Source organism: Chryseobacterium sp. C2(2020) (assembly GCF_014218915.1).
In the GTDB taxonomy this organism is placed as follows: domain Bacteria; phylum Bacteroidota; class Bacteroidia; order Flavobacteriales; family Weeksellaceae; genus Chryseobacterium; species Chryseobacterium mucoviscidosis.
Map to the genome: position 1 here is coordinate 43,063 of NZ_JACLCT010000028.1, position 13,372 is coordinate 56,434.

The 13,372-nt window shown below is 35.8% G+C and carries 7 protein-coding genes; 6 read left to right on the forward strand and 1 reads right to left on the reverse strand.

The annotated features are described in order from the left end of the window. The 5 genes from H6W52_RS15260 to H6W52_RS15280 all read left to right on the forward strand — a co-directional run bounded on the left by H6W52_RS15260 (position 1) and on the right by H6W52_RS15280 (position 9,570). Positions 1 to 2,553, forward strand: a complete 2,553-nt coding sequence (locus tag H6W52_RS15260) for a DEAD/DEAH box helicase family protein (RefSeq protein ID WP_116099879.1) — start codon at positions 1 to 3, stop codon at positions 2,551 to 2,553. Between the two features lie 225 nt (positions 2,554 to 2,778). Next, positions 2,779 to 4,575, forward strand: coding sequence for a 30S ribosomal protein S1 (gene rpsA, locus H6W52_RS15265; protein WP_076392562.1), 1,797 nt, complete (start codon positions 2,779 to 2,781; stop codon positions 4,573 to 4,575). Between the two features lie 90 nt (positions 4,576 to 4,665). After that, the gene (locus H6W52_RS15270) at positions 4,666 to 7,401 is read left to right on the forward strand and encodes a T9SS-dependent M36 family metallopeptidase (protein WP_308196697.1); all 2,736 of its coding nucleotides are present in this window, start codon (positions 4,666 to 4,668) and stop codon (positions 7,399 to 7,401) included. A 123-nt stretch (positions 7,402 to 7,524) separates the two neighbouring features. Continuing rightward, positions 7,525 to 8,502, forward strand: a complete 978-nt coding sequence (locus tag H6W52_RS15275) for an EamA family transporter (protein ID WP_108411012.1) — start codon at positions 7,525 to 7,527, stop codon at positions 8,500 to 8,502. A 72-nt stretch (positions 8,503 to 8,574) separates the two neighbouring features. Continuing rightward, positions 8,575 to 9,570 carry an alpha/beta fold hydrolase gene (locus H6W52_RS15280; protein WP_116099880.1) on the forward strand — a complete coding sequence of 332 codons (996 nt, stop codon included), beginning with the start codon at positions 8,575 to 8,577 and terminating at the stop codon, positions 9,568 to 9,570. A 286-nt stretch (positions 9,571 to 9,856) separates the two neighbouring features. On the opposite strand, the gene rplS is transcribed toward H6W52_RS15280, so the two are convergent. Further along, positions 9,857 to 10,213 (reverse strand): 50S ribosomal protein L19, encoded by a 357-nt coding sequence (gene rplS, locus H6W52_RS15285; RefSeq protein WP_007846341.1) that lies wholly within the window; start codon positions 10,211 to 10,213, stop codon positions 9,857 to 9,859. A 298-nt stretch (positions 10,214 to 10,511) separates the two neighbouring features. Here rplS and H6W52_RS15290 point away from each other — a divergent pair, with 298 nt between their 5' ends. After that, complete coding sequence (locus H6W52_RS15290) at positions 10,512 to 13,250, forward strand: fibronectin type III domain-containing protein (protein WP_116099881.1); 2,739 nt, start codon at positions 10,512 to 10,514, stop codon at positions 13,248 to 13,250. Positions 13,251 to 13,372 lie beyond the last annotated feature (122 nt).

The following is a 13,372-nucleotide window of genomic DNA, read 5'->3' on the forward strand; positions in this document are numbered from 1 at the left end:
ATGGAATATTTACACGAGGTCTTCAATAATCCTATTGCGAAAAAATCTTTAGCGCAGGTTGTTATTCCCAACGAAATTACAGACAATTTAAAATTTAAAGTTCGTCCGTATCAGGAAGAGGCATTCAGGCGGCATATGTATATTGAACAGGAGAATTTTGAAGGAAAACCCAACAAACCGACTCATCTGCTGTACAATATGGCAACCGGAAGCGGAAAAACGATGGTCATGGCAGGTCTTATGCTTCATCTATTTGAAAAAGGCTACCGTAATTTTCTGTTTTTTGTCAACAGCAATAACATCATTCAGAAAACGAAAGATAATTTTCTTAATTCACAGACTTCCAAATATTTGTTCACAGATAAAATTATCATCAATGGAAAAGAGGTTTTACTGAAAGAGATTGACAATTTTGATGAATCGGATCAGGAAAATATCAATATTAAGTTTACGACGATTCAACAGCTTCATACAGATTTAAATAATACCAGAGAAAACAGCGTTACGTATGAAGATTTTAAAGATAAAAAGATTGTTCTGATTGCTGATGAAGCCCATCATCTCAACAGCGGAACCAAAAGCGGAAATCTTTTCGGAAGTTGGGAAGAAACTGTTTTACAGATCCTGAATCAGAATTTTGAAAACATCCTGCTCGAATTTACGGCAACTCTGGATTATGAAAGCCGGGAAATTATGAATAAATACAAGGATAAAGTCCTTTACAAATATGATCTTGCACAGTTCAGAAAAGATAAATTTTCCAAAGAAATTAATCTTGTGCGCTCAATGTACAATGAAAAAGAAAGGATTATTCAGGCACTGATCCTTAATCTTTACCGTCAGGAACTGGCTGCAAAACATGGTATTAATATAAAGCCGGTGATACTTTTCAAAGCGAAAAAAACTATTAAAGAATCTGAACAGAACAAAGAAAATTTCCACAAGCTCATCGATGAATTTTCTGAAACGATGGTAACCAGCATCAGGAAAACTTCGTCCGTCTCGGTTGTACAGAAAGCTTTTCAGTTTTTTGAGTTAAGAAATATCTCGGAAAATGATATTGCACAGAGAGTAAAATCCTGTTTTCGGGAAGAAAACTGCCTAAGTGCAAACAATGATTCGGAAGCGGAGAAAAACCAGATCCTTCTGAATACACTCGAAGATGAAAATAACCCGATCCGTGCCATATTTGCCGTTCAGAAACTGAATGAAGGATGGGATGTTTTAAATTTATTTGATATTGTACGTTTGTATGAAGACCGCGATGGAAAAGACGGCAATCCCGGCAAAACCACACTCTCGGAGGCGCAGTTGATCGGTCGCGGTGCGAGATATTATCCTTTTGCACTGAATGAAGGTGAAGACAAGTTCACCAGAAAATACGATGATGACATTTCAAATGATCTTAAAATTCTGGAAGAACTTTATTACCATACAAAAGAAGACAGCCGCTATATTTCCGAACTTAAAAAAGCACTGGTAGAATCCGGAATTTATGAAGATGAAGCCCATCTCGAAACAAAACAGTTAAAGCTGAAGCCTGTATTTAAAACCTCGAAATTATATCAGAAAGGAGTCGTTTTTTCCAATAAAAAAGTACCGAAAAAGTTTGATAATATTAAATCTTTTGCAGATTTGGGAGTGAAGAAAATGAATTACCGTTATCAGCTTTCTTCGGGTTTCGGAAGGATCTCTAATGTTTTTTCAGAAAATGAAAAAGAAATATCCGGTGAGGAAAAGATAAAGTCAAAAGATATAAAGATTACGGAAATACAGAATCATGTGGTAAGATATGCGCTCAGCAGAAATCCGTTTTACTGTTTTAATCGTCTTTCTCATTATTTTCCCAGCCTTGTTTCCATTTTTGAATTTATTGAAAGTGAGCAATATCTGGGAGGTCTGGAAATCACTTTTACAGGAAGCAGAAACCGGCTTGATGAAATTTCTCATTTTGATTATCTTCAGGCGCTCAATGGTTTATTGCAGGACATCGAAACAGAGATCAAAAAGAATTCTACAGAATATGAAGGCTCCGAATTTTATGCGCGGCCTGTTCAGGATGTCTTTAAGGATAAAGAAATCAGAGTAAGTAAAGGCAGTGTAAGAGCAAATGGGCAGGAAGAGCTTGTTCTGGATGAACCATGGTATGCTTATAATGCCAATTACGGAACCGATGAGGAGAAAAAGTTTGTCGAACTGTTTGCGAGACGTTTTGAAGGACTCAATAAAAAATATCAGAACATTCACCTGATCCGTAATGAAAGGGAAATTAAAGTTTTTGATCAATTGGGACGGGCTTTTGAACCGGATTTTATTCTTTTCTGTACTCGCCGTGAAGAAGAGGAGCTTACTTTTCAGGTATTTATAGAGCCGAAAGGAAAACATTTAACAGGACATGATAAATGGAAGGAAGATTTTCTGAAACAGATCGGAAATCGGCAGAAATCTGTGAAGATTCATACGGACAACTATTTAATTACTGCTGTACCTTTTTACAATTACAGCAATGAGAATGAGTTTAAGGAAACCTTAGAAAAGACTTTAATGGAGTAAAAAGTTATTTTGATTAAATTAAATGGTTTGAATTTCAGTTGTTTACATTGGATTGTTTGATCTTTGAAATTATTGTTTGTTTCAAATAAATTTCATATCTTTGCACCCACTTTTGTGGCGAAAAGGTTTGAAGAGTAAATAACTAAAAATTAATTACTTCCGTATTTTTCAATTCACATTTATTCAGACCGTTGAAAGAGAAGGAATACAAATTTAATTAGAATTATGTCAAAAGAGACAAATTCAGCTGAATTATTATTAAATCAAAACGTAGCACCTGAACAATTTGACTGGGATTCTTTCGAATCTGGTCTTGATGCTGATGCTAGAAAAGAGAAAAGCGATTTAGAAGAAATCTACAACGGATCTTTAAACAACTTAGACGATAACGACGTTCTAATTGGTAAAGTAGTAAGATTAACTGATAAAGAAGCTATCGTAGATATCAACTTCAAGTCTGAAGGTGTTATTTCTCTTAACGAATTCCGTTACAACCAAGGTCTTAAAGTAGGAGACGAGGTAGAAGTAATGGTAGACAGAAGAGAGGACAAAACAGGACAGTTACAGTTATCTCACAGAAAAGCAAGAACGCTTAAAGCTTGGGATAAAGTAAACGAACTTCACGAAACAGGTGAAATCGTTAACGGTTTTGTTAAGTCTAGAACTAAAGGAGGTATGATCGTTGACGTACACGGAATCGAAGCATTCTTACCTGGTTCTCAAATCGACGTTAAGCCAATCAAAGATTACGATCAGTTCGTAGGTAAAACTATGGAGTTCAAAGTTGTGAAAATCAACCCTGAGTTCAAAAACGTAGTAGTATCTCACAAAGCATTGATCGAAGCAGATATCGAAGGTCAGAAAAAAGAAATCATCGCTCAGTTAGAAAAAGGACAAGTTCTTGAAGGTACTGTTAAGAACATTACTTCTTACGGTGTATTCATCGACTTAGGAGGTGTTGATGGATTGATTCACATTACAGACCTTTCTTGGTCTAGAGTGAACCACCCATCTGAAATCCTTGAGGACGGACAGACTGTAAAAGTGGTTATCCTTGATTTTGATGATGAGAAAACAAGAATCCAGTTAGGTATGAAGCAATTAGAAGCTCATCCTTGGGATGCTCTTTCTGCTGACTTAAAAGTTGGAGATAAAGTAAAAGGAAAAGTAGTAGTTCTTGCTGACTATGGTGCATTCGTAGAAATCGCTCCGGGAGTAGAAGGATTAATCCACGTTTCTGAAATGTCTTGGTCTACTCACTTGAGATCTGCAGGAGACTTCGTAAAAGTAGGTGATGAGGTAGAAGCTGAAGTACTTACTTTAGACAGAGAAGACAGAAAAATTTCTCTTGGTATCAAGCAATTAAGCAAAGATCCATGGGAAAATATCGAAGCTAAGTATCCTGTAGGATCTAAGCACGTAGGAACTGTAAGAAACTTCACTAACTTTGGTGTATTCGTAGAGTTAGAAGAAGGTATCGACGGTTTAATCTACATTTCTGATCTTTCTTGGACTAAGAAAATCAAGCACCCATCTGAATTCTGTGCGGTTGGTGATAAATTAGATGTTGTAGTTCTTGAATTAGACATCCAAGCTAGAAGATTATCTCTAGGTCACAAACAATTAACAGAAAACCCTTGGGATGCATTCGAAACTAAATATGCTGAAGGAACAGTTCACGCTGGTAAAGCGGTAGAAGTACACGATAAAGGTGCTTCTGTACAGTTCGAAGATGCTGAAGTTGAAGCATTCTGTCCATCAAGATTATTAGAGAAGGAAGACGGATCTAAAATCAAGAAAGGTGAAGAGGCTGATTTCAAAGTAATTGAATTCAACAAAGAATTCAAGAGAGTAGTAGTTTCTCACACAGGGATCTTCAGAGACGAAGAGAAGAAAAACGTAAGAGAAAACTCTAACAACAGATCTAATAATGTTTCATCCTCTTCAAACGAAGAGAGATCTACTCTTGGAGACATCGATGCATTAGCAGAATTAAAAAGAAAAATGGAAGAAGGTAAATAATACCTGATTCATTTTAAATATTAAGCCACTCGTTTGAGTGGCTTTTTTGCTTTTAAACAATAGATAATATTGCCCCTATAATGTGGGAATTTGAATTTGATTTATTCACAAAATAATGAGAATTTATTTAATGTTATCAAATTAAATATCTATTTAAATAATTTTAAATATAATATTGTTTTATTGTTAATTATATGTAAATTAGCGGCTTTATTAGTGTATATGAAAAAAGTAGCTTTACCCCTTTTATTTGTAGTTTCTGCAATGTTTCCTTCTGTTCTTTTCGGACAGGATAATGAGAAGTTAATTAAGGATTATATTTCTCAAAATAAGATTAGAGAATATAAAAAATCAGATCTTGCGAATTTTAAGATTGATAATGTAGATGAGTCAAAGTCATTGAATGGAAATGTAATTAAATTCCAACAGACTTATAACGGACTTCCCGTTTATAATGCGGAAGGTACTGTTTTGGTAAGAGATAGTAAGGTAATTTATTATACAGATACATTTTTAAAAGATTATACATCATCTGTATCAAATACTGCGTCCATCTCAAAAACAACCGCGCTTCAAAAAATATCTGAAAACTTACAGAAAGAAAAAATTCAGAATTATCCTATTTTAGGGTATAATGATACAGATTTAAATAATACACCGGCTGCAAAACAGAGATTGGTATATGTACAAGATAATGGAGCTTTAAAATTAGCCTACCAATTTTCCTTTCCGGAGCCGAATTCTCCAAGCTATTGGGATATTTTAGTGGATGCAAACACAGGAAATATTATCAGCAAACTAGATTTAAATCTATCTTGTAATTTCCATCATGATGCCTATTCTCATGATTATAGTCATGTTCATAATGAAACTATTGCAGCAGGACCGCTAAAGCAAGAGGAAAGTAAGAATAGTTTTTCACTTTTAGCACCTGATAACGCTTCTTATAATGTTTTTGCATTACCTATAGAGGCTCCTACATTTGGTTCAAGATCAATTGTAAGTAACCCATGGATCTTAACTGCCTCTCCGGAAGGTTGGCATTATGATGGCACAACTCGTTATACAATTACCAGAGGTAACAATGTACATGCTTATGAGGATACATCAGCTTTAAATGCGCCAGGTTTTTCACCAGATGGAGGAGCTACAAGAAACTTTAATTATCCTTTTAACATTAATGATGATCCATTTAATAATCAGAGTGCTGCAATAACGAATTTATTTTATATCAATAATAAAATTCACGATATTTTCTATATGTTTGGATTTACACCAGCTGCAAGAAACTTTCAAAATACTAATTTTGGTTTAGGTGGTGTTGGTAATGATTACGTACAGGCTGAAGCGCAAGACGGAGGGGGAACAAATAACGCAAACTTTGCAAGTCCTAGTGATGGAAATAAACCAACGATGCAAATGTATCTTTGGTCAACTGTGAATAGAATATTTTATTATAATGCTCCAACTTCTGCAGTACCTCGTCAACCAATTGCAGGGACAGCTTCATTTGGAAATGCTTTAGATGCAACGGGTGTTACAGGAAATGTCCAGTTATCCTCTGTTTTAGATGGCTGTACAGCAATACCTGCAGGATCTTTAACAGGTAAGATTGGTTTAGTAGAAAGAGGAAGCTGTAATTTTACAGTTAAGGTAAAAAATGCACAAAACGCAGGAGCTGCAGCAGTAATTATTTATAATAACACTACAAATGGTGATACGGTCGGAAATATGTCTGGAACTGATGCAACGATTACTATCCCATCCGTTTTAATTTCAAATACTGAAGGTGAATATATTAAAAGCCAGCTTTCAGCTAATACAACTGTAAACGTAACTCTAAAAAATGATCCTGCGAGCAGCGTGACACCAGATGGAAGCTTTGATAATGGAATAGTAGTTCACGAATATGGACATGGAATTTCCAATAGATTAACAGGAACTGGTGCGGGTTGTTTAAATTCATCTGCAGACAAAGAACAGATGGGTGAAGGCTGGTCAGATTTCTTTGCTTTGATGTTAACAAATAAAGCCGGAGATAATGCTTCTGTACCTAGAGGTATTGGAACATATGCTGTAGGACAAGGAATTTCAGGAGGAGGTATTAGACCGGCAAGATATTCTCCGGACTTTACTATAAATGATTATACCTATGGTGATACGAATGGAATGGAGTATACCAATACAAGTGGACAAATAGTTCCTGATGTTCATTCCATCGGATTTGTTTGGGCTTCAATGCTTTGGGATCTTCATTGGCAGTATGTTGCTAAATATGGTTATTCTTCTGATGTAATGACAAATACGACAAATGGTAGCTCAAGAGTTTTACAGTTAGTTACAGATGCTTTAAAACTCCAAATTTGTAATCCAACATTTATTGATGGAAGAAATGCTATAATAGCGGCAGATCAGGCTAAAGGAGGAGCAGACAGATGCATGATCTGGAGAACTTTTGCGAAAAGAGGCCTTGGAGTAAATGCTGCTGCTGGTTCGAAAACCAATATCAACGATCAGGTAGAAGATTTCAGTGTTCCTGCAGACTGTGTGTTAGCTACAGACGAAGTAAATGTTGTTAAAAATAACATTTCAATTTACCCTAATCCTGCGAAAAATGAGTTCTTCATCAATTTCCCAAGCAATACATTAGGTAAAGTAAGTGTTGAAATTTATGATATGTCTGGAAAACTAGTTTCTTCAGAAGATAAAATTTCTCCGGATGCTAAGAAATCAATTTCGACAGACAAGTTGATTAACGGAACTTACATGGTGAAAGTAAAAGGCATCGGTATTGATGCGGCATCAAAAGTTATTGTTAAAAAATAATCTGAACATTTATAAATTTTAGTTACGGCGCGAGCTTCGCTCGCGCCGTAACTTTTTTACATTAATCCCATCTCATTAATTTAATAATATATCCGTACCTTTGCGGGCTGTAAAAAATGAATTATGCAGAAGAGAAATATATTAAAGGGAGTTTTATTTGTAGGGATTGGAGCCAGTATATACGGAATGTTGGCAACGTTTGTTAAACTCGCTTATCAGGATGGGTACACCACTTCAGAAGTTACAACATCACAGTTTTTATTGGGAATCGTTGGTCTTTTAGTCTTAAATTTTATTCAGACAATCACCTCTAAAAAAGCATTGCCGTCGCCAACATCAAAAGAAGTAAGAAACTTAATGTTGGCTGGAACTTCATTAGGCTGCACCAGTTTGTTTTATTACATTGCCGTACAGTACATTAATGTTTCCATTGCGATTGTTTTGCTGATGCAGTCTGTCTGGTTCAGTGTAGTGGTGGAAAGTTTTCTGACAAAAAAAATACCCAATGCAAGAAAAATCGTTTCTGTAATTATTGTTTTGGTGGGAACTATTTTAGCAACCAATTTAATCAACGAAAGCTTGGATTTGGATTGGAAAGGCATTTTCTGGGGATTATTGGCAGCAGCTTCCTATACGCTTACTATGTTTACTTCCAATACATTAGCGACACATTTGCCTGTTTTCAGAAAAAGTATTATTATGCTTTTGGGTGGGTCAGTTGTTGTTTTTGCATTCTTGTTTTTTGCACAGATCGGGCCGTTGCATTTCGAAGGATTAAAATCTTTTTACCTTACTTTTACAGACAATACAGAGCATATTCATTCCTTTAATTATTCAATTTTATGGAAATATGGTTTAATTTTATCACTTTTCGGAACCATAATTCCACCGATTTTATTTAATGTTGGATTTCCGAATGCCGGACTCGGATTGGGAAGTATCGTTTCCTCTTTAGAATTGCCGGTTTCCGTAACAATGGCTTTTGTTTTATTGGGAGAAAAAGTTATTTTTATTCAGTGGGTGGGAATTATATTGATTCTTTTTGCCATTGTTTTAATGAATCTTCCCAAAAAAGACAAACAACTAGCCGAAATATCTTAAATAAATCATCATTAATACTTGAAAACCGTTTCTTTTGGAACGGTTTTTTAATTTCAGTAGATAAAATGGTTTATGAAATATTACAGAAATATATTTACCGCATTAATTTTTGTTATAAGTACGAATCTTCTATTATCACAGGTGAGACCACTGGATGCGGAATTAACGAACTATCAATATCCTTTTGAAGTTCAGTTTTTAAATTTCAAATCTCAGAAAAACGATTTAAGAATGGCTTACATGGATGTTCAGCCTAAAAAGTCAAACGGTAAAACCATAATGCTTCTTCATGGGAAAAATTTTAATGGAGCTTATTGGGAAAGAACCGCCAAAGACCTTTCAGATAAAGGTTTTAGAGTAATAATTCCGGATCAGATAGGATTTGGAAAATCTTCGAAGCCTCAAAGTTACCAGTTTTCATTTTCGCAGTTGGCAGAAAATACAAAAGCTGTTCTGGACAAATTAAAAATCGATAAAATTATTGTTTTAGGACATTCGATGGGAGGGATGGTTGCAACAAGGTTTACTTTACAATACCCCGAAAAAGTCGAAAAATTGATCTTGGAAAATCCAATCGGATTGGAAGATTATAAAACATTCGCTACTTATCAAAGCATTGATCAGGCATATCAGTCAGAATTAAAAAATACCGCAGAAACCTATAAAAATTATCAGCTTAAATTTTATTATGACAATAAATGGAAAGCAGAATATCAACCCTGGTTAGACTTAATTGCAGGATGGACGTTGCATCCTGATTATCCGAAAGTCGCATGGGATGCAGCTTTAACTTCGGATATGATTTATAATCAGCCGGTTTGCTATGAATTTAAAAACATAAAAGTTCCCACTTTACTCATTATAGGAACAAGAGACAGAACAGCAATCGGGAAAGACCGTGCTCCAAAAGAACTGCAACCGAAAATGGGGCAATATCAGGAATTAGGAAAGAAAACACAACAACAGATTGTTGGTTCCAAGCTAGTCGAAATTGAAAACGTAGGACACCTTCCGCATATCGAAGTTTATGATAAATTCTGGAATGCGCTGTATGAATTTATTAAGTAGAAAAGCAAAAGGTTTGATGATTGAAAATTTAAATGATTGAGAGAATATATAAATTTATTTTTAATGAATGAATTCCCCTCCTCTGGAGGGGTGGCAAAAATTTCCTGAAATTTTTGACGGGGTGGTTTTAAAATGCATCCTTTTCTTAGCCCCGATGCAATAAAAATCCTTTTTTGAAAAAAAAGATTGCAGCGGAAAGCGGGAAAAAGCTCCAAATAATAGTAATTCAAATAAAAAGAGACCGCTAAAAATTAGCAGTCTCTTTTCGTATGTATTGTTGTCTGAATTATTTCTTCTTGTAAGCAGCGTCTTTAATTCTCGCTTTTTTACCTCTAAGGTCTCTGAAGTAGTAGATTCTAGATCTTCTAACTTTACCTCTTCTGTCAACTTCAATTTTTTGAAGAGCCGGCATGTTGATTGGGAATACTCTTTCTACACCTACATCACCAGACATTTTTCTGATCGTGAAAGTTTTTGTAGAACCAGTACCTCTCAATTGGATAACTGTTCCTTTGAAGAACTGAGTTCTTGTTTTTTGTCCTTCTTTAATTTCGTAGTAAACAGTGATCGTATCACCCGCTTTGAATTCAGGGAATTCTTTTTTTGTAATGTACTTGTCTTGTACGTACTTTAATAAATCCATTATTAATAAATAAAATGTTAAAGCTAAGCAACTTACACGGACTTCGTCAGAGGTTGAATAACAGGTTGCAAATGTACAAAACATTTTTGAAATTTTCCAAACAATTTTATATTAAATATCATGAAATTTTCAACCCCTTTTTCGGCCCAGATTTAATCTTTCCTTCAACTTCCCATCAGATACAGTTTACATGTGAATTCTACTTTTGCACGAATATAAAATCAGACAATAAAAATTTTGATAATTCATTGATATACAATTTTTAATCTCAATAAATCTAATAAAAAGTAAACTAAAAATGAAACATTATTTTTTCTTTTTCCTTTTCGTCGTCCAGATGGCTTTTGGGCAGGCTTTGTATCCTTACTTACAAAATCCTACACCAACTTCCATGATCATCAACTGGAAAACCTCTTCCAATAATGAAACCACCGTTTTTTACGGAACCAGCCCCAATAATCTGAATGTTACTTTTACAGGAACAACGAATATTTTTTCAGATACAGGGTATAACAACAATTATTTTTATCACACCGCAAAAATTGCAAATCTTCAGCCTAACACAAAATACTATTATAAGATTAAAACAGGAACCAGCGAATCTGCGGTGTATAATTTCCGAACACTTCCTTTACCGGGACAGGCGGCAACAGCCAACGGAAAAATTCGTTTTCTCATCATGGGAGACAACCAGATTAAAGCAGAACCGAGATACGATACCTTAACTTTAAATGCGTATAAAAAATTAAAGGAAAAATTCGGCGCAGCTTCAGATCCTTCAGATAATATTGCTTTAACCTTTATGGTTGGAGATCAGGTAGATGTGGGAACTTTGGATCATTACGAAAATGTTCATTTCAAGAAAAATATTAATTTATCGCCTTATCTTCCGATTCAGACCACGGTGGGAAACCATGAAACGTACGGAAGTCTGGGAATGAATTCCTATTATGCACATTTTTACATCGATGAAATTCAGTATAAAAACATTAGCTCAGGAAACGAAAATTACTACGCACAACAGGCTGGAAATGTTTTGTTTATAAGTTTGAGTTCCGAACATACCAGTTCTGCGCAAATGACTTGGCTGCAACAGGTATTAAATGCTGCAAACGGCGATTCTACGGTCGACTGGATCATTTCTCTTAGCCACAGACCGTATCAGGCGGAACAATATGTAGGAGATATTTCTACGTGGATAAGAAACAGTGCAGTTCCGCTTTTAACCTCTTCTTCAAAATATTTAATGCACGTCGGAGCGCATCACCATTTATACCACAGAGGTCAGTTGAAAAATACACCGAATTACCAGATTATTTCCGGAGGAGTTGCATGGGATCAGTACTGGGGAATGTCGACGGAACAGGATTTTGATGATGTTCAGAAAACATTAACAGATTGGACTTACCAAATTGTGGAAGTAGATGTAAACACAGGAAAAGTAGATGTGGAGTCTTATTCCATCGGAGGGGTTTATCATAAAAAATATAATGAGCTGATTGATACATTCCACCGCTATAAAAACCAGCCAAAACCTGCAAAACCTTCTATTTCCAATACATTTACGGCGCCGGTTACATTGCCGTTAACTTTAAACGGAAGTACATTTTCAAGCTCAAACGGAGAATTGCTGAATACCACTCAGTTTTTAATTAGTAAAGCTGCCGATTTTTCCATCATCGAAAAAGAATTTTACAGAGATTACGAAAACTGGTTCGGAAAAGACGGAAACGGAACTCCCGATGTCACGAAAAACCTGAATGCAGGAGTAGACATTACCAAAGCGACCATTGCCGCCAACTCAATAACCAACGGAAACTATTATGTAAAAGTGCGTTACAGAGACCGAAATATGGAGTGGAGCGAATGGAGCGATGTAAAACAGTTTACAGTAACTGGAAGTGTGGTTTCCAACCCTACATTTACTTTGAACAAAACAGAATATCTTCAAAACGAGCCCATTATTGCCAATTTTACAGACGGTCCCGGAAATAATCAGGACTGGGTTGGAATTTACAAAAAAGGACAGAATCCTTCTGCCGTAACTTCTCAGGCTTTTATGTACACTAACGGACAAACCGCAGGAACAGCCACTTTCCCGAACGGAATTGCTGCCAAAGGTCAGTATTTTGCAGGTTTTTTTGCCAATAACGGGTACACGGAAATTACGCCGAGAAAAAATTTCTACGTTGGTCCGAAAGTTAATTTAAGCACAACTTCAGATGTTTATCCTGTTGGCGGAACCGTAACCGTAAATTTCTCCAACGGACCGAATTTAACCAAAGACTGGATCGGAATTTATAAAATGGGACACACGCCCGGAACCATAAATTCTACTCAGTGGAGCTATGTGACAACGGCTTCGGGAACGCTTAATTTTACAGGCCTTGCCAAAGGATATTATTATGCACAGTACTTCTTGGAAGACGGCTATACGACGGTTGGAGAAAAAGTTTTCTTTAAAGTAGGGGATGTGGTGACCGAACTTTGGATCAACAAGCCGGTTTACAGTTTAGGGGAAAATATCACCGCTTCATGGACGGATTCTCCGGGAATCATCAAAGACTGGCTGGGAATTTATCCTCAGAATATTTCGGTTCCGGATGATCAGTTTATTTCTTATACTTATTTTGACGGAATTACACAGGGAACCAAAACAATCACCGGAGCAGCAGTTCCTGCAACGCCGGGAAATTATTATATGGTGATGTTTACCAACGATTCTTACACGGAAGTTTCAAACAGGGTTCAGTTTCAGGTAACCGGAACACCGCTTGGAACAGAAGAAACAAAAAGTACAGAGAAAAATGTGGTTCTTTATCCGAATCCTACAAAACCGGGTGAACCGACTTTCATTAAAAGTGATTATCCGATCGAAAAAATAGAACTTCTTTCTGCCAACGGAGACCTTTTATATCAGTCGAAAAATGTTAATAACCAGCGTTTTTCTCTGGTCAACGAAAATCTTCCGAAAGGAGTGTATTTTGTAAAAGTATACACAAGAAAATTATTTACCTTAAAATTAGTCATTCAGTAAGACACTTCATTTTTTATATAAAATCAACAAAACGGGCTTAGAAAAGGAGGTCACTGAAAAACTAAATTTTTATTAACCAATAAAAAAGGAGTGTAAAACGTATAGTTTTACGCTCCTTCTTT

Bases quoted from the DNA above. Each gene is read 5' to 3' on its own strand.
- H6W52_RS15260 (WP_116099879.1), top strand. From the start codon at position 1: ATGGAATATTTACACGAGGTCTTCAATAATCCTATTGCGAAAAAATCT.
- rpsA (WP_076392562.1), top strand. From the start codon at position 2,779: ATGTCAAAAGAGACAAATTCAGCTGAATTATTATTAAATCAAAACGTA.
- H6W52_RS15275 (WP_108411012.1), top strand. From the start codon at position 7,525: ATGCAGAAGAGAAATATATTAAAGGGAGTTTTATTTGTAGGGATTGGA.
- H6W52_RS15280 (WP_116099880.1), top strand. From the start codon at position 8,575: ATGAAATATTACAGAAATATATTTACCGCATTAATTTTTGTTATAAGT.
- rplS (WP_007846341.1), bottom strand. From the start codon at position 10,213: ATGGATTTATTAAAGTACGTACAAGACAAGTACATTACAAAAAAAGAA.
- H6W52_RS15290 (WP_116099881.1), top strand. From the start codon at position 10,512: ATGAAACATTATTTTTTCTTTTTCCTTTTCGTCGTCCAGATGGCTTTT.